The 17046-nt window shown below is 75.7% G+C and carries 13 protein-coding genes; 7 read left to right on the top strand and 6 right to left on the bottom strand.

The genetic code is table 11. From position 1 onward, the window contains the following. Positions 1 to 2: 2 nt before the first annotated feature. The 5 genes from NXY84_RS07540 to NXY84_RS07520 all read right to left on the bottom strand — a co-directional run bounded on the left by NXY84_RS07540 (position 3) and on the right by NXY84_RS07520 (position 6218). Positions 3 to 710, bottom strand: a complete 708-nt coding sequence (locus tag NXY84_RS07540) for an esterase/lipase family protein (RefSeq protein WP_258726487.1) — start codon at positions 708 to 710, stop codon at positions 3 to 5. Further along, positions 707 to 1630 carry an alpha/beta fold hydrolase gene (locus NXY84_RS07535; protein WP_258726486.1) on the bottom strand — a complete coding sequence of 308 codons (924 nt, stop codon included), beginning with the start codon at positions 1628 to 1630 and terminating at the stop codon, positions 707 to 709. The genes NXY84_RS07540 and NXY84_RS07535 overlap by 4 nt, the downstream gene beginning before the upstream one ends. After that, a complete protein-coding gene (locus NXY84_RS07530; RefSeq protein ID WP_258726485.1) occupies positions 1627 to 3417 on the bottom strand; it encodes a RecQ family ATP-dependent DNA helicase in 1791 nt (596 codons plus the stop codon). Before NXY84_RS07530 ends, NXY84_RS07535 begins: the two co-directional genes overlap by 4 nt. Continuing rightward, a complete protein-coding gene (locus NXY84_RS07525; RefSeq protein WP_258726484.1) occupies positions 3414 to 4907 on the bottom strand; it encodes an aldehyde dehydrogenase family protein in 1494 nt (497 codons plus the stop codon). Before NXY84_RS07525 ends, NXY84_RS07530 begins: the two co-directional genes overlap by 4 nt. A 255-nt stretch (positions 4908 to 5162) precedes the next feature. After that, on the bottom strand, positions 5163 to 6218 hold the full coding sequence (locus tag NXY84_RS07520; protein WP_258726483.1) for an ATP-dependent DNA ligase: 1056 nt from the start codon (positions 6216 to 6218) through the stop codon (positions 5163 to 5165). Positions 6219 to 6591: 373 nt separating this feature from the next. Between NXY84_RS07520 and NXY84_RS07515 the strand changes: the two genes are divergently transcribed. The 3 genes from NXY84_RS07515 to NXY84_RS07505 all read left to right on the top strand — a co-directional run bounded on the left by NXY84_RS07515 (position 6592) and on the right by NXY84_RS07505 (position 13006). Continuing rightward, positions 6592 to 10734, top strand: a complete 4143-nt coding sequence (locus NXY84_RS07515; RefSeq protein ID WP_258726482.1) for a polymorphic toxin-type HINT domain-containing protein — start codon at positions 6592 to 6594, stop codon at positions 10732 to 10734. A 257-nt stretch (positions 10735 to 10991) separates the two neighbouring features. Further along, positions 10992 to 11507 (top strand): hypothetical protein, encoded by a 516-nt coding sequence (locus tag NXY84_RS07510; protein WP_258726481.1) that lies wholly within the window; start codon positions 10992 to 10994, stop codon positions 11505 to 11507. After that, positions 11504 to 13006, top strand: a complete 1503-nt coding sequence (locus NXY84_RS07505; RefSeq protein WP_258726480.1) for an FG-GAP-like repeat-containing protein — start codon at positions 11504 to 11506, stop codon at positions 13004 to 13006. Before NXY84_RS07510 ends, NXY84_RS07505 begins: the two co-directional genes overlap by 4 nt. Positions 13007 to 13086: 80 nt before the next feature. Here the strand turns inward: NXY84_RS07505 and NXY84_RS21740 are convergent, their stop codons facing one another. Then, positions 13087 to 13902, bottom strand: a complete 816-nt coding sequence (locus NXY84_RS21740) for a lytic polysaccharide monooxygenase (RefSeq protein WP_309485064.1) — start codon at positions 13900 to 13902, stop codon at positions 13087 to 13089. A gap of 245 nt (positions 13903 to 14147) precedes the next feature. On the opposite strand from NXY84_RS21740, the gene NXY84_RS07490 reads away from it, so the two are divergent. The 4 genes from NXY84_RS07490 to NXY84_RS07475 all read left to right on the top strand — a co-directional run bounded on the left by NXY84_RS07490 (position 14148) and on the right by NXY84_RS07475 (position 17011). Further along, positions 14148 to 14981: an alpha/beta fold hydrolase gene (locus NXY84_RS07490; RefSeq protein ID WP_258726479.1), complete on the top strand. Its 834-nt coding sequence runs from the start codon at positions 14148 to 14150 to the stop codon at positions 14979 to 14981. Between the two features lie 145 nt (positions 14982 to 15126). After that, complete coding sequence (locus NXY84_RS07485; RefSeq protein WP_309485063.1) at positions 15127 to 15699, top strand: MarR family winged helix-turn-helix transcriptional regulator; 573 nt, start codon at positions 15127 to 15129, stop codon at positions 15697 to 15699. A gap of 72 nt (positions 15700 to 15771) precedes the next feature. After that, entirely contained in the window at positions 15772 to 16374 is a 603-nt protein-coding gene (locus tag NXY84_RS07480) for a hypothetical protein (RefSeq protein WP_258726478.1), read from the top strand. Between the two features lie 133 nt (positions 16375 to 16507). After that, positions 16508 to 17011 carry a DoxX family protein gene (locus NXY84_RS07475; RefSeq protein ID WP_258726477.1) on the top strand — a complete coding sequence of 168 codons (504 nt, stop codon included), beginning with the start codon at positions 16508 to 16510 and terminating at the stop codon, positions 17009 to 17011. Positions 17012 to 17046: the final 35 nt, after the last annotated feature.

The raw sequence follows: 17046 nt of genomic DNA, 5'->3' as shown, positions 1-17046 counted from the left end.
CCTCAGCGCCGCACGCGCCGCGCGAGCTCCTCGACCAGCAGCGGCACGAGCTCGGGGTCGCTCAGCACCCGGAAGTGCCCGGGCGTCGCGAGCTGCACGTTGTGCGCACCCACGAGCTCGCTGCCGCCGGGGATGTGCGGGTCGAAGCGGGTGTAGGCGCTCGTGATGAGGTGGTTCGGGACCTGCTGCGCCTGGAGCGCGGTCAGCACCTCGTCGGTCGGCAGGAACGTCCGGACGCTGCGCAGCGGGATCCAACGGGCGTAGGGCGAGCCGGCGAACGGTGTGTTGATCGCGACCATCCCGGCGACGCGGTCCCCCACGTCGGGGCGGCCCATGACCGTCTTGCCGATGAGCCCGCCCTTGCTGTGCGCGACGATGACGACGTCGCGCAGGTCCTCGGCGAGGAGCTGCTCCGCGACGAGGTCGGCGGCGGCGGGGATCGCGCCGGCGTTGAAGCCGAGCTGGTCGACGACGTGCACCGCGTGGCCCCGGGCGTGGAGCGCGCGGGCGAGCGGGTGCAGGAACTTCCACGTCTCGTAGACCCCCGGGAGCAGCAGCACGTCCGGCTCGACGCGCGGCTCGGGGTGCAGCCAGTCGTCGGCGCTCGCGCGGCGCACGAGGCCGGCGACCTGCCACCACGTGACGTACGCGTAGTCGGCGGCCCACCAGGCCCCCTTGCGCAGGACGTCGCGCACGGACGACCGGCTCACGGCGTCTCCCCCAGGCACAGCGCAGCGACCTCCTCGGGGTGGGTGAACATCGTGACGTGCCCGGCACCGGCGACCTCGACGCCGCGGGCGCGCGGTGCGGAGGCGACGAGCTCCGCCTGCCAGCGCCTCGTGCAGATCGGGTCCTGCTGGCCGCGCACGAACATCAGCTCGTCGGTCACCTGCGCGGCGGCCTCCTCGGTCGCGTACCCGAGCATCGGGCGCAGCATCGCGGTGTACCAGAGCGGGCCGGCGCGCAGGTAGTCCGACGTGATGATCGCGTTCGCCCGCAGCGGCTCGTGCAGGCCGTCCCGCGCGAGGCGCAGCGCCTGGCGCACGGGGTTCCGGGCCTGGCTGTCGATGACCGTGCCGATGCACACGCCGCGGCTGGCCGCACCGGGCGCCTGACGCATGGCCTCGACGACGACCTGGGCGCCCATCGAGTGACCGACGAGCACCGGCCGGTCCAGGTCCGCGGCGCGCAGGTAGTCGCGCAGGGTCGCGGCCATGTCCTCCACCGTCGGCCGCTGGCCGCCCCTCGGCGAGCGCCCGAAGCCCGGGAGGTCCGGGACGAGGACGTCGTGGTCGCGGGCCAGGACGTCGGCGAGGGGCGCGAAGTAGCGGCCCGAGACGCCGATGCCGTGCACGAGCACGAGCGTCGCGCCGCGCGTGCCGGGGGCGCCGAGCTCGGTCGCGACGACCTCGGCCTCGCCGCCCAGCGTGACCGTCGTACGGCGTGGGGTCGCCGCCACACGGGGGGCGCCCCGGTGCAGCGCCCGGGCGTCGTCGCCGGCCAGGAGCGCGTCGGCGCGCTCGGGGAGCCCGGGCGGGTCCGCGAGCGGCACGACGTCGGCGTCGAGCCTTGCGGCGGCACGGTCGGCGTTGTCGACAGGCTCGTCCGCCTCCGCCAGCACGTCGGTCATGCGGCTCCCGCCTCGGCCGTGGGCGGCTCCGACATGGCGTCGCCCACCACGGGGCCGCCGGACGCACCGGCGGCGACCACGAGGATCCCCGAGTCGAGCGCGATCGCGGTGTCGAGCGTGACGTACCCGCGCTCCTCGAACAGCACGGTCACGCGCTCCGCCTCGACGACCGACACGACCCCGGCACCGAACTCGGTGTGCTCGACGTGCTCGCCGGTCCGCAACCGGGCCTCGTCGACGTCGAGCGACGTGCCCTGCTCGCAGTTGTCGCACCGACCGCACTGCTGGGGGTGCGCCTCGCCGAGCAGCTCGAGCAGGAGGCGGCGCCGGCAGTCGGTGGCGTCGGCGTACGTGCGGACGAGCTCCACGCGCGTGGTGTCGATCTCCTGGAGCCGCTCGCGCCGCGCGGTCACGGCCTTGAGCGCCTTGGCCGGCGTGAGCTCGCCCGCGTGCAGCCGGTCGCCGTCCTGACGGACGGCCTCGACGCCGAGCAGCGCCCCGAGCACCCGCGAGAGCGTGCGGGTCGTGAGCCCGGTGCGTTCGACGAGCTCGTCGCGCGTGGCCGGCTCGTGCGCGAGCTCGCGCAGGACCTTGCGGACGGTCTCCGGCTTCGGGCCGCCGCCCGAGCGCAGGTAGTGGTTGAGCCCGAAGTCGTCGGGCCGCGCGAACAGCACCGCGGTCGCGGGCTCCTCGTCGCGCCCGGCGCGCCCGACCTCCTGGTAGTACGCGTCGAGCGACGGCGACGGGCCGGCGTGCACCACGAAGCGCACGTCGAGCCGGTCGACGCCCATCCCGAACGCGCTGGTCGCGACGACCAGGTCGGCGTCGCCGCGCAGGAACGCGTCCTGCGCCGCCGCGCGGTCCGCCGCCCGGAGACCCGCGTGGTAGACGAGCGCGGGCGCGCCGGCGTCGGCCAGGGCGGCCGCCAGCGACTCCACGTGGCTCCGGGTCCGCCCGTAGACGATCCCCGCGCCCTCCTGCTCGAGCACCCACGCGACGACGCGCTGGTCCCGCTCGGACTCGGTCGCCGCGTGGTGCGCGCCGAGCCAGATGTTGGGCCGGTCGGCGTCGTGCACGAGCACGCGCGGCTCGTGCATCGCGAGGCGCTCGACGATCTCGTCGCGCACGTGCGGCGACGCCGTGGCCGTCATCGCGAGCACCCGGGGACGGCCGAGGCGCTCGACGGCCGCACCGATCTGCAGGTAGTCGGGCCGGAAGTCGTGGCCCCACTCCGCGACGCAGTGCGCCTCGTCGACGACGACGAGCCCGACGTCGGCGGTCACGAGCTCGTCGATCACGGCCGAGCGGACGAGCTGCTCGGGTGCGAGGAGCAGCACGTCGAGCTCCCCGGCGACCGCGAGCTCGAGGGCCTGGCGCTGCTGGCGGGCGGTGCGTGCGGAGCTCACGGCCTCGGCGCGCAGCCCGGCCTCGCGCAGCGCCGTCACCTGGTCGCGCTGCAGCGCGAGGAGCGGGGAGACGACGACGCTCAGCCGCCCCGTCAGCAGCGTCGAGATCGCGTAGACCGCCGTCTTTCCCGCGCCGGACCGCGCGACGAGCAGCGTGTCCCGGTCACGCAGCCCCTCGAGCGCGTCGCGCTGCGACTCGCGCAGGCGCGCACCCTCGCCGAGCACCCGCTGCACCGCGGCGTCGAGGTCCGCCGAGGGCAGCGGGAGCGGCGTGACGGCGGCGTGCGTGTCGTCGGTCGCCTCGTCGTCCGCGCGTGCGCCGGACGCCGGTCCGCCCGAGGTGGCGCCGTCGGCTGCGCGTCGCCGGGAGCGCCCGCTCACGCGACGACCGCGGGCTCGAGGTGCACGGCCTTGAGCACGGTCATGGCCGCGAGCAGGTCGGGCCCGTACCCGGCGCCGGCCCCGCTGTCGCGGCGGGGGTCGGCCGAGCCACCGGGCGCGCCACCGAAGACCGCGTTGATCTTGACCGTGCCGACCTCGAGCTCCTCGGCGGCGAGCAGCGCGTGGTCGAGCCGCGGCGTGAGCACCGTCGCCGCGAGCCCGTACCGGCCCTCGTTGGCGAGCGCGAGGCCGGTGCCGAAGTCGGGGACGCGCGTGATCGCCGCGACCGGGCCGAACGTCTCCTCGGTCATGACGTCCATGTCGGAGGTGCAGCCGTCGAGCACGGTCGGCGGGTAGAACGCCCCGGGTCCGTCGAGCCGCAGGCCCCCGGTGCGCAGCTCGGCCCCGGAGCGGACCGCGGCGTCGACGTGCGCCTCGACGACCGCGAGCTGCTGCGCGTCGACGAGCGGCCCCAGGTCCGTCGCGTCGTCGTCGGGCGCGCCGACGTTCATGCCCTCGGCGATCGCGACGAGCGCGGTGACGACCGCGTCCGCGACGTCCTCGTGCAGGTAGACGCGCTCGACCGACGTGCACAGCTGCCCGGTGTTCACGAACGCCCCGGTGCTGATCTGCTGCGCGGCCCACGCCGGGTCGACGCCCGCGTCCACCACGATCGGGTCCTTGCCGCCGTTCTCGCGGAGCACGCGCGCGCCGCGCTCCCCCGCGACGGCCGCGATCCGGCGTCCGGTCGCGGAGCTGCCGACCTGCGCGACGAGCGCGACGCGGGCGTCCGCGACGATCGCCTCGCCGGTCTCGCCGTCGCCGTTCACGACGTTGAGCACGCCCGCGGGCAGCGCCTCGGCGATGACCCGGCCGAGCTCCCACCCGGGCACAGCGCTGCGCTCGGACGGCTTGTGCACCACCGTGTTGCCGGTGACCAGCGCCGCGGCGATGAGCCCGGCGGCCGCGGGGAACGGGTCGTTCCACGGCGTGACGACCGCGACGACCCCGTGGGGCTCGCGGCGCACGACGTCGAGCGCCGTCGTCGAGCCGGCCAGTGTCCGGCCCGTCGCGCCGAGGCCCGTCGTGGCGGCCTCCTCGAGGATCTCCGCGGCGACGAGCGCCGAGCCCGTCGACTGACCGAGCAGCCGCCCGGTGCTCGCGGTCAGCGCGGCGCCCAGCTCGTCGGCCGCCTCGCGGACGGCCGCGGCGGCGGCCCGGAGCGCCGCGGCGCGGTCCCCGGGCGACGTCCGGCGCCACGCGCTGCGCGCCCGGTGTGCGGCGGCGACGGCGGCCTCGACCTCGTCGGACGTCGCCGGCACGAGCACGAGGCCCGGCTCCCCCGTGACCGGGCTCACGCGCTCGACCTCACGCTCCCCTGCACCGGTCACGAGGACGCCGTCGACGTAGTGGGTCGCGAGGCGCGGCACGGACGACCCGGCTGCGGTGGTCGTGGCGTCGGCGGCGGGTGCGGGCGAGGTCAGGGTCACGGAGGGCTCCGATCGGGCTCGGGGGGCGCGGACCCGGCGCGTGTCTCGACCGGTCCGTGCGGTGCTGCTCGCACGAGCGTCGCCGAGACGGCCGGGCTCCGCCACCGCTGCACGCCGGACGAGGCACGCGTGTCACCCGCGTGCCGCGTGCGGGCGTCGGCTCCCCCTCGCACGGTGAGCGCGCCGGCGCCGGCCGCCGTGAGCCCGTCGACCCGCCGGGCACGGCCCGCGACGCACGGTCCCCGGCGTCGTACCTCAGCGCGCCGCGAGCACGTCCGCGAGCGCGAACCGGACGGGCTCGTCGAGCTGCGCGTAGGTGCACGAGCCCGGGTCGCGGTCGGTGCGCCAGCGCCGGAACTGGGTGGTGTGCCGGAACCGGTCGCCCTCGAGGTGGTCGTACGCGACCTCGACGACGAGCTCGGGCCGCAGCGGCACGAAGGACAGGTCCTTGCCGCTGTTCCACCGGCTCGTCTCGCCCTTGCGCGGCGTGCGCCCGGTGGGCTCGCCGCCCCACGGGTGCGTCGCGAGGTCCGTGACGAGCGGCGCCAGCTCGGTCACGAGCTCCTTGCGGCGCGCCATCGTGAACGAGGCCGCGACCCCGACGGACGCGAGCACGCCGTCAGGCCGGTACAGCCCGAGCAGCAGCGACCCGAGCGCGTCGTCACCGGAGGTGTGCGGGCGGTACCCGGCGACGACGCAGTCGGCGGTGCGCTCGTGCTTGATCTTCTGCATCACGCGCTTGCCCGGCTGGTAGGTCGTCTCCGGCCCCTTGGCCACGACGCCGTCGAGCCCCGCGCCCTCGAACTGCTGGAACCAGTCCTGCGCGACGTCGGCGTCGTCGGTCGACGGCGTGACGTACACCGGCCCGCTCCCCCGCACGAGCCCCTCCAGGACCTGCCGGCGCTCGACGTACGACCGGCCGGTGAGGTCGTCGTCCCCGAGCGCGAGCACGTCGAACAGGACGAGCATCGCGGGCGTCTCCTGCGCGAGGAGCTGCACGCGCGACGCCGCGGGGTGCACGCGCTGCTGGAGCGCGTCCCAGTCGAGCCCGCCGGTCGTCGCGGACGGCACGACGATCTCGCCGTCGACGACGCACCGCTCCGGGAGGTGGTCCAGCGCGTACTGCACGACCTCGGGGAAGTACCGCTGCATCGGCTTGGTGTTGCGGCTGCCGATCTCGACCTCGTCGCCGTCGCGGAACACGATCGCGCGGAAGCCGTCCCACTTGGGCTCGTACCACTGCCCCGCGGGGATCGTCGGCACGGACTTCGCGAGCATCGGGTCCACGGGCGGCATGACGGGCAGGCGCATGCGGTCAGTCTGGCCCGCGGGCAGGCGGGCGGCCAGCGTCGCGGCCGGGACCAGCGGCACCGTCCCCTCCCGCCGCAGGCGGTCCACGGGCGACGTCGGACTGTTCGCCCGAGGTCTTCCCACCAGCCGCTCCCGGGGCGCTAGCATCCCTCGCGAAGGGGACCCGTCCCTTTTGCGCAGGGGGCCGCGCGGATGATCGCTGCTGCCCGCTGCGGGGCCCACCCCTCTCTCACGCCCTGCTCGCAGCCACCCCTGTCGTGACCCGCGACGGGCGTGCCCGCGCGCTGACCGTGCCGGCGCGATGGGCCGTGCTTCGCGATCGCCGCCGTCGTGGCGGGGGTCCTCACGGTGGGGTGTTCCAAAGGGGGAGCTCGTGGCGCGCGTGCGTTGGCAGACGATGGTCGCTGGTCTGGTCGCGTCGACGCTGGGCTGGACGGTGGGCGTGACGCCCGCCGCCGCGGACGAGATCACCGATCCCGTCGGCGACCGCGTCTGGGCGGTGTCGCTCCTCGCGTCGGGCACCCCGTCGGTCCGGCGGGCCGCCGAGGCGGCGTTGCTGGGCTCCGAGGCGGACCTCGAGGCGTTCCTGGGATCCGGGTTCGACGAGGCCCTCGCAGCGGACTACCGCACGTCGGTCCAGGTGCTGGGCAGCACGGACGGACCGGCGCTCAAGAGCGCCGCGTCGAAGGCGCTGGCAGGGTCGGAAGCGGAGCAGCGCGCGTTCGCCGACGGCGGGTTCCGGGCGGCCTGGAACGCCGACGAGCGGCTGCGGGTCGCGCGCGCGTTGGACACCGGCGGGCCTGCGACACGTGCGGCCGCCCAGAAGGCGCTGGCCGGCGACGCCGCGGCGTGGTCGGAGTTCCTGGCCACGGGGCTCACCGAGACACGTCACCTCGACGAGCGTCTGATGGCCGCCGCGATGCTGCGCGGGGCACCGAACAACAGCGGTCCGGCGCTGGACGCGGCCGCGCAGGCGGCGTTGGCCGGCACGCCCGAGGAGCTGCACGAGTTCGTGACCAACGGTCAGGACGTGGCGCGGGCGCGGGACGCGGAGACGGCCACGGTCCGCGGGCTGACCGAGCAGGCGAGGCAGTCCGGGCAGGTGACCGCGACGGAGGCCGCGTCTGCGTCCGAGGCGTCCGCGCGCGCCGTGAGCGCGGCGGACCGGGCCCGCGTCGCCGCGGAGGAGGCCCTCGAGGAGACCCGGGCCGCGGGCGGAGCCGCAGAGGGTGCGTCGGCAGCAGCGGGACGCGCCGCGGACGCCGCCGCGGCAGCCGAGGGGGCGGCCTCCGAGGCCGTCTCGGCGTCCAGCGCGGCACTGCGAGCGGCGCAGACGGCGGCCGACGGAGCGCGCCGGGCCACCGCGGCGGCGTCCCTGACCGCACGGGCCGCCGCGTCGGCACAGTCGGCGGCAGCAGCAGCCCGGACCGACGCGAGCAAGGCCGGTGCCGCACGTGCGGCGGCGCAGGCGGCGCGGGACGCGGCGGCGCAGGCTGCGGCGCTGGACGCGGTCCGGGCACAGCGCGACGCGGCGCTGGCGGAGGCCGGCAAGGCCGCCAGCGCGGCGGCCAGCGCGAGCGTGAACGCTGACGCGGCAGCGGCCGCAGCGGACCAGGCGTCCCAGCAGGCCGGGGTGTCGGCGGAGCAGGCGAGGAAGACCCGGGCGGCGGCTGCGGCTGCCAAGACCCAGGCGGCGCGGGCGGCCGGGGCGGCGCAGCGCAGCCTGCAGTTCGCGCAGGCGGCGGCACAGGCGTCGGACGAGGCGTTCGCCTTCGCCCGGCAGGCCGGCGAGCACGCCGCACGCGCCGCGGCGGCAGCGGACGAGGCAGCCGCCCAGGCCGGCATCGCCGCCCAGGCCGCAGCAGCCTCGACCCGGCACGCCGAGCAGGCGACCGCCGCGTCGGAGCTCGCGGTCGCCGCCGCGAAGCAGGCCGAGAGCGTCGAGAAGCTGGCCCGGGACGCCGACGCGGCCCGCCTCGCCGAGGCGACCGAGCACGGCGTGGCCGAGGCCCAGGCCGCGGTCGCCGCCGAGAAGGAGACCACCGCGACCGGTGGCGAGCTCGCCGCGTGGAACCAGGACCTGCGGTGGGACACCGAGGAGGACGCGCGGGTGCCCGCGGCGACTCGCGCCCTCCTGGACGAGGCCACCGCCGGCGGCGCCACCACCTCGGTGGTGCTCGGCAAGGGTCGGCGTGCGGCGCTCGCGCTGATGACCACCGGCGGGGAGTGGACCAAGGCCGCAGCCGCCGAGGCCCTCGCCGGGGACGAGGTCGTGCTGCGGTCGTGGCTGACCGAGGGCCGCAGGGCCGCCGCCGCACAGGACAACCGGGCCCGGGTCTGGCACCTCGTCGACACCCTGCCGGACGGGCAGGAGAAGACCGCCGCTCGGGCGTCGCTCGACGGGGACGACGCTGCGGTCGCGACGTTCCTGCGGACGCGCGCCTACCCCCGCAAGACCGTCGACGACCGCCTCGCGCTCTCCCGGATCCTGGCCGCCAAGCCCGGCCCTGCGCTCTACGCCGCGACCCAGCAGGCTCTGGCCGGGACCCCGCAGCAGGCTCACGAGTTCCTGCGCACCGGGCAGCACGCCGCGCGCGCCGTCGACCAGCGGGTCGAGATCGCGCGGGTGCTCGAGGCCGGCGGCCCCGAGGTCAAGGCCGCCGCCCAGGTCGCACTCGCGGGGCCGGCGTCCTACGGGTCGTACTTCCTGACGGTGGGCCAGTTCCAGGCCGCGCAGCGCGACACGGAGCAGGCGGCGCACGTCCAGGCCGTGCGCGCCCTCGTGCGCCAGGCCCAGGAGTACGGCCAGAAGGCCCTCGCGGACGCCGCAGAGGCGCGCCGCGTCGCCGCAGTGGCCCGGGGAGCCGCAGCCGAGGCTGCGGCCCACGCAGACCAGGCGCGGGCCGCCGCCAGGCAGGCCGCAGCCTACGCGGAGCAGGCGACCCAGTCCGCCACCGCGGCGAAGGCCTCCGCCGACCAGGCCGCCGCCTCCGCGCAGACCGCGAAGGCCGCCGCCGCGAAGGCCCAGAGCTCGGCCGACAACGCCGCCCGGTCCGCGCTGACCGCCTCGGCGGCGGCGGAGCGCGCCAGCGTGGACGCTGCGGCGGCGCAGTGGGCGAAGCAGGATGCCCGCGCGTCGGCCACCGCCGCGGGTCTGGACGCGGTGGCGGCCGACCAGGCGGCCCGGGCCGCGGCGGCGACCTACACCACCCGCCTCCGGGAGTGGGAGGCGAACGACCGCAGCACGGCGCCGGGCAGCGACGGGGACGGACAAGGCGCCGCCGTCGACACGCACCGCTACTGGAGCTGCCTCACGTCCGTCGACACGGCGCTCGGATCACCTGACGTGTGCGTGGACGGGTTCAGGGCCTTCGGCGAGGTCATGCTGAATCCCGCCCAGTGCGACTCGCCGGCGAACCGCGACTCCCTGGGCTGCCAGATGTTCGGGCAGTTCCGGACGTTCGTCGGGGAGAACGACGAGCTGATGTGGGACGTCGCGCAGCTCGCTCTCGGGCTGTGCGGGCTCATCCCCGCCGTCGGTGAGGTGTGCGACGCGCTGGACGGGGCGGTCTCCGCCGCCCGCGGCGACTGGCTCGGGGCCGGGCTCTCGCTGCTCGCCATGGTGCCGGCCGTCGGCACGGCGGCCGGCAGCGCCAAGGTCGCGCTGCTGACCGACCGGCTGCGTGGGTACGTCGACACGATCCTGAACGGGATCGCGACTGGCCGCCGCACCAACGCCGACGACTTCCCCACGGGCGCCGCCTGCCGCGCGGGCAACAGCTTCGCTGCTGACACGCTCGTGCTCATGGGAGACGGCAGCCGGGTGCCGATCGGCGGGATCCGGGTCGGTGACGAGGTCCTCGCCACGGACCCTGCCTCAGGGAGGCAGGGCGGCAGGGCCGTGACCCGGGTCTGGGTGCACCAGGACGACCTCGTCGACGTCGAGATCGACGGTGCCCCGGTCGTCACGACCGAGGACCACCCCTTCTGGTCCGTGTCCGACGCGAGGTGGGAGGGCGCCGAGGAGCTGGGCCTCGGCGAGAAGGTGCTGACCGCCGACGGCCGGGACGTAGCCGTCACCCGGCCGGTCGACCTCGGCTCCCGCCGCACCGGCACCGCGTACAACCTGTCGGTCGCGGACCTGCACACGTACCACGTGAGCGAGCTCGACGTCCTGGTGCACAACAGCGGGGGCATCGACCTCTCCGACGCGACGGAGTGGCCGGTCGGCGACTTCCCTGCAGGTGGTGCCCAGGATGCCGCGGGGCCGGCGAACGGCACGCTCTTCCGCGTGCGGAACGGTCAGATCACGAACTACGCGGTCTACGACGCCGACGGCGTGATCCTGCGGCGCGTCGACCTCGTCGGCGACGCGCACCGCGGGGTGCCGACGCCGCACGTGCAGGAGTACCGGCACGACCGGGCCCCGGACGGCCGCGTCTTCCCCCGTCCGACCGGGACCGCCACGCCCGCGGGGCCGGACGACATGCCCGTGGGATGGTGCTCGACCACATGACCGGTCCGGGCGGGGCCGGACCCCGCCGGGACCTCGGACGCACCCCCGCGGCAGCGGCGGCAGCGGCCGCAGCGGCGGCAGCGGCCGCAGCGGCGGCAGCGGCGGCAGCGGGGCCGCGCCGACGTCGTCGCACCGGGGCGGACATCCTCGGCGCGGCGGAGCGGCGCACGAGCGAGCACCCGGACGGCAGGGCCCCGTGCCGTCCGTCGCTGGGACGAATCGCAGGATCGAGACAACGACCGAACGGAGTGGTGGACGTGAGAAGTGTCGTGGGCTGGGTGGGGGTGTCGGCCGTGGTGGCCGGCGCGGTGGTGGCTCTGAGCGGTGGTGGTGCGGCGGTCGCCGCGGACGGTGCGGCGGTCGAGGCGCAGTCCTCGTTGGTGGAGGACTTCGCCTACCCGGGTGCCGACGCGATCCTGGCCGAGCACGGGCTCACGGTGCTCACCGGGGACGGGCACGTGGAGTTCGTGCCCGCGACCGACGGGGCGTGCCCGATCGGTCTGATCCAGGTCGAGACGGTGCTCGAGGAGGAGCCTTACGGCGCCACGTACTGCTTCCGGACCACAGGCGCGCGCGGGTTCCTCACCCTCGAGGTCCCGAACACGTTCCTGCTCCGTGGGGGCAGCAAGCCCGTCGAGGCCACCGCCCAGCTGCCCGGGGGCGACGAGGAGACCTACGACGTGCCGGTCAACGCCTCGGTCGCGGTCGACCCCGGTGACGGCTCCGAGATGCCCGAGGCCATCCTCGTCGAGCTCCGGTTCGGTGCCTGGTGAACGCCCGCACCCAGTCCGCGGCACCGACGAGCCGCATCGCGCGGGGCGTCCAGGTCGGCGCGGTCGCGCTCGCCCTCGCCGCCGTCGGGATCCCCGTCGCCCACGCGGTCCAGGGCCCGCCGCCCACCCCGCCGGTCGCCGCGGCGACGGTCCGGCTCGAGATCGGCGGGACCCACGCGTGCTCGGGGTCGCTGGTGGACGCGTTCTGGGTCGTCACCGCGGCGTCGTGCTTCACCGGCCCGGCCGGCGCGCCGGTGACCGCCGGCCCCCCGTCGCAGGCGACGACGGCCACGATCGGGCGCGCGGACCTGACGGCCACCACGGGCCAGGTCGTGGCGGTCGACCACGTGCTCCCCCACCCCGGCCGCGACCTCGTGCTGGCGCGCCTGGCCTCCCCGGTCACGGCGGTCGCGCCCGTCAGGGTCGCCACCACCCCGCCGGCGGTCGGCGACGCCCTGACGATCGCGGGCTACGGGCGCACGAGCACGCAGATCGTGCCCGACACCGCACACGCGGCGACGTTCACGGTCAGCGCCGTCGCCACGGACACCCTCGGCATCCAGGCGCAGAGCACCGGCGCGACGATCTGCAAGGGCGACGCCGGCGGCCCGGCCCTGCGGACCACCGCCACCGGAGCGCTCGAGCTCGTCGCGATCCACCACACCGCCTACCAGGGCGGCTGCCTCGGGCAGACCACCACGCAGCAGGGCGCCACCGAGACCCGCCTCGACAACGTGCGGAGCTGGCTCACCGCGGGCATGTCGAACGTGCCCCTCGCCCGCCTCACCGCGGACGACTGGAGCGGCGACGGGCACGCCGACGTGCTGGGCGTCGACGTCCGCGGGACCCTCTGGTACTACCCGCACGACGGCAACGGCCTGTCGCCCCGCACCCAGCTCGGGACCGGCTGGGCGTCGTTCCGTCACGTCGTGGCCACCGACTTCAGCGGGGACGGGCACGCGGACGTCCTGGGCGTCGATGCCGACGGGCTGATGTGGTACTACCCGCACAACGGCGGTGCGCTGTCCAAGCGCGTGCAGATCGGGTCGGGCTGGCAGGGCTTCACGCACGTCAGCGCCGACGACTGGAACAACGACGGCAGGGCCGACGTCCTGGGTGTCGACGCCGACGGGAACCTGTGGCTCTACGTCAACGTGAACGGGACCCTGCCGAGCAAGGTGCCGCTCGGCAGCGGCTGGGGCTCGTTCCGGCACGTCATGGCGGCCGACTACAGCGGCGACGGGCACGCCGACGTCGTGGGCGTCGACGCCGACGGCCAGCTCTGGTACTACCCGCACAACGGCAACGGCCTGACCGCCCGGGTGCACATCGGTCAGGGGTGGAGCCCGTTCAAGGCGGTCATGGCCTCGGACTGGGACCGTGACGGCCGTGCCGACGTCCTGGGCGTCGACGCCACGTCACGCCTGTGGGTCTACCGCAACGTGAACGGAACGCTGCCGGCGAAGCTGGAGATCACGGGGGCACCGCAGGTGCGCTGACCAGCGGCGCGGCGTCGGGGACCTGCCCTCACGGGCGGGTCCCCGACGTCGTCCGGCGCTGCGGCGCCGCGAGGGCGGGGTCAGACCGCGGCGCGCCCGGCCGTGCGCACGGCCGTCGTCGCACAGGGTCCGAGGTCCCGCCACACGCCCCACTCGGTCGCGCGCGGCGCCTCGCCCTGCGTCCACCACTGCGCCTGCCAGGTGCGCCCGGCGTACGAGACGCGTGCGCCGCTCGTGTAGACCGCCGCGGCCGACCACGCCGTCGCGGCGCACGTGCCCGGGTCGGTGGGCGTCGGGGTCGGCGTGGGCGTCGGGCTCGTCGGCGTGGGGGTCGGCGTCGTCGGGGTGGGGGTGGGCGTCGTCGTGCCGCTGCCGACCTGGAGGTCGACGCAGCTGTAGAACGCCATCGCGGTGTTCGAGACGTTCCACCGGGCGAGGACGGTGTGCCGGCCCGTCGGCAGGTCGGTGAGCGTGTGGCTGACCGTCGCGGACGGCTGGGCGCCGCCCTGGTCGAACGTGCGGTGCAGCACACCGTCCACGAAGTACTCCCACGTGCTCGTGTTGTGCGCGGCGGTGAGCTTCCACTGGAACGTCACCGAGCGCCCGACGGACGTCACGGGCCACGGCTTGCTCGCGTCGTCGAGGACGGCGAACTGGGCGTTGCCGCCGCTGCAGCGCATGGAGCCCTTGGGCGCCTCGACGCTCTGCGGCTCGTACTTCACCTGACCGCAGTCGAACGGCGCGGCGCCGGTCTTGCAGTGGTCCTGCCGGCTCGGGGGTGACGTCACCCAGCCGTGCGCACCGGCGCTCGTGGCGAGGCCGACGGGGACGGCCAGCGCCCCCACCACCCCGCCGACCAGGACGGCACGCACACAACGTTCGCGGAATCGCTTCATCGGGACTCTCGCTCTCTGCTCGGGGTCGAACCAGGATGGGTCGGACGGGCCTATTTGTACATACTGCTTACTAACCCGGCCCCCTCCAGGGTCGCGCGGTCGGGCGCGGAGCGCAAGCACCCGACGTTCGCCGACCGTTCACCGAGCGGGCCTTGACGGATACCTTGTGCGCGATACAGTTGTGTCCGTTGCACCGGCTCGGCCGGGTTTGCAGCGGACCACCGATCACCGCGAGGAGACGCACCATGGGCTTCATCACCGTCGGCACCGAGAACTCCACGGACATCGAGCTGTACTACGAGGACCACGGCACCGGTCAGCCGGTCGTGCTCATCCACGGCTACCCCCTCGACGGGCACTCGTGGGAGAAGCAGACCGCGGCGCTCCTCGACAACGGTTTCCGTGTCATCACGTACGACCGCCGCGGCTTCGGGAAGTCGAGCAAGGTCACGACCGGGTACGACTACGACACGTTCGCCGCGGACCTCAACACCGTCCTGGAGACCCTGAACCTCAACGACGTCGTGCTCGTCGGCTTCTCGATGGGCACGGGCGAGGTCGGCCGCTACCTCGGCACCTACGGCTCGGCGCGCGTCGCGAAGGCCGCGTTCCTCGCGTCGCTCGAGCCCTTCCTGCTGCAGACGGACGACAACCCGACGGGCGTCCCCGGCTCGGTGTTCGAGGGCATCCGCGAGGCCGCGACGAAGGACCGCCACGCGTGGTTCGACAACTTCTTCGCCGACTTCTACAACCTCGACGAGAACCTCGGCTCGCGCCTGAGCGAGGCCGCGGTGCGCGGCAGCTGGAACGTCGCCGCGTCGTCCGCCCCGATCGCCGCCTACGCGGTCGTGACGAGCTGGCTCACCGACTTCCGCGCCGACATCGAGAAGGTCGACGTGCCGTCGCTCATCCTGCACGGCACCGGGGACCGCATCCTCCCCATCGACGCGACGGCGCGCGAGTTCCGCAAGCGCCTCCCCGAGGCCACCTACGTCGAGATCGAGGGCGCCCCGCACGGCCTGCTCGCGACGCACCCCGACGAGGTCAACGAGGCACTGCTCGCCTTCCTCGCGAGCTGACGCACCGCTGTGGCGGCCCGGGTGCCCGGGCCGCCACGGCGTCGGCCACCTACGATGGAGCTGACATGACCACCACCCAGCCCTCCGGGGCGACCTCGCCGCGGCGCACGTGCCCGCGCGGCGTCCCGTCCGGCACGGTGCGGTCGTGAGCGCGACCACGGGGGGTGGGCGAGCGGTGAGCGACGACGCCACGACGCACGGCGCACGCGCGCGCCGACCACGGGCCGAGGGCGTGGCCCCGGACGGGCCTTCCGCCGACGGACCGGCACCCGGGACCGACGGCGACGAGCCCGGCGCGCTCGAGGCGATGATCTGCTTCGACATCTACTCCGCGTCACGCAACCTCACCTCGGTGTACCGGCCGCTGCTCGACGACCTCGGCCTGACCTACCCGCAGTACCTCGTCATGCGCGTGCTCTGGTGCCAGGGCGAGCGCACGGTCCGCGAGCTCGTCGACGAGATCCAGCTCGACTACGGGACCCTGTCGCCGCTGCTCAAGCGGCTCGAGGCGGCCGGCCTGGTCGACCGTCGCCGCCGCGCCGACGACGAGCGCTCGGTGCTCGTCTCGCTCACCGTGAAGGGCGCCGAGCTGCAGGAGCGCAGCACCCCGGTGCCCGACGCGATCGGCGCCGCCCTCGGCCTCACGCCCGAGGAGTCGGCGGACCTGCGCCGGCTGCTGCACAAGGTCAGCGCGAACACGCTGCGCGCCGCACGCTGACCGCCGCGTCCCGGCGCGCCGTCCGCCGCTGAGCCGGCCCGGCCGCCGGCGCGCCGCCCTACGCTGACGACCGTGCACACCGTCCGCCCCGTGCTCCCCTGGGAGATCCCGGTCCTGTCGGACGCGTTCGTCGCGGGAGCCCTCGCCCGGGCGAGGCCGGCGGAACGCTCGCGGCGCACGAGACGCGTCGGCGGGCTGCCCGAGGACGCGGTCGCCGGACGTCACGCGCGGCTGCGCGAGCTCGTGGCACGACGGGTCGCGGCCGACGCGCCGCTGACGGAGCGGTTCGCGCACCTCGACCAGCGCGAGTCGGGCGCCTCCTGGACGGCCTGGCAGACGGCGGTCGCACGGGCGGGTGCCGACGACGACCCGGAGGTCGTCGCTGCGGCGCGCGCCGTGTGGGAGGCGCTCGGGCCGAACGCCTACCGGCTCGAGCTGGTCCCGCGGCCGGCGACCACGGCCGGGGTGCTCGAGGGGCGGCTGTGGCTCCTCGTCGCCGCACTCGGCTGCGTCGGGCTCGTGGCCGCGGGTGCCGTCGCCGAGCAGCGGTTCGGCTGGTCGGGGTGGCTCTGCGTCCCCGCGATCACGGTCTGGCTCGTGCTCGTCGGACGGGCGTTCACCGTCCGGTACCGTGCGCGGGAGCGCCTCGGCGGACGGGGCCTGCCCCGGCTCTGACGGGGCCGCGGGAACCCACCGGCCTGGCGGGCCGCGCGGGGGACGCGCGCGAGAGCACGAGCCCCCTGCGGTCGGCACGCGAGGCCTCGGACACCTAGCGTGGCCTGACCACCCGTCGACGGAAGGCCCGGACATGGCCGCGCACCGCGCCCGCACGCACGCCGAGCCGGTCCCGCCGCGGGAGCCGTGGACCGCGCAGCCGGCCTCGACGCGCAGCCTCCCCCGGACGGTGGGCCGCGTCGCGCTCGGCGCGTTCCTCGCCTTCGCGGGCGTCAGCCACCTGACGACCGCCCGCGAGGAGTTCCAGGCGCAGGTGCCGACGTGGGTGCCGCTCGACCCGGACACCGTCGTCGTCGCCTCGGGGGTCGTCGAGGTCGTGCTCGGTGCGGCGCTGATCGCGGTCGGCGGGCGTCACCGCGCGGTAGTCGGGTGGGTCGTCGCCGCGTTCTTCGTCGCGATCTTCCCGGGGAACATCTCCCAGCTCGTGACCCGCACCGACGCGTTCGGGCTCGACTCCGACACGGCGCGGGCGGTGCGGCTGCTCTTCCAGCCGCTCCTCGTGGTCTGGGCGCTGTGGTCCACGGGCGCGTGGCGTGCCTGGCGCGAGCGTCGCGCCGAGGCCCCGGCGTCCCGCTGACCCCTGCCCCGACCGGTGCCGCTGCACGTCCGCCG

The organism is Cellulomonas sp. NS3 (genome assembly GCF_024757985.1).
Lineage (GTDB): Bacteria > Actinomycetota > Actinomycetes > Actinomycetales > Cellulomonadaceae > Cellulomonas_A.
This window is presented reverse-complemented; position numbering and strand designations above follow the sequence as displayed.

Excerpts from the sequence above, each read along its gene's own strand:
- NXY84_RS07535 (WP_258726486.1), bottom strand. The coding sequence starts at position 1,630 with ATGACCGACGTGCTGGCGGAGGCGGACGAGCCTGTCGACAACGCCGAC.
- NXY84_RS07520 (WP_258726483.1), bottom strand. The coding sequence starts at position 6,218 with ATGCGCCTGCCCGTCATGCCGCCCGTGGACCCGATGCTCGCGAAGTCC.
- NXY84_RS21740 (WP_309485064.1), bottom strand. The coding sequence starts at position 13,902 with ATGAAGCGATTCCGCGAACGTTGTGTGCGTGCCGTCCTGGTCGGCGGG.
- NXY84_RS07490 (WP_258726479.1), top strand. The coding sequence starts at position 14,148 with ATGGGCTTCATCACCGTCGGCACCGAGAACTCCACGGACATCGAGCTG.
- NXY84_RS07475 (WP_258726477.1), top strand. The coding sequence starts at position 16,508 with ATGGCCGCGCACCGCGCCCGCACGCACGCCGAGCCGGTCCCGCCGCGG.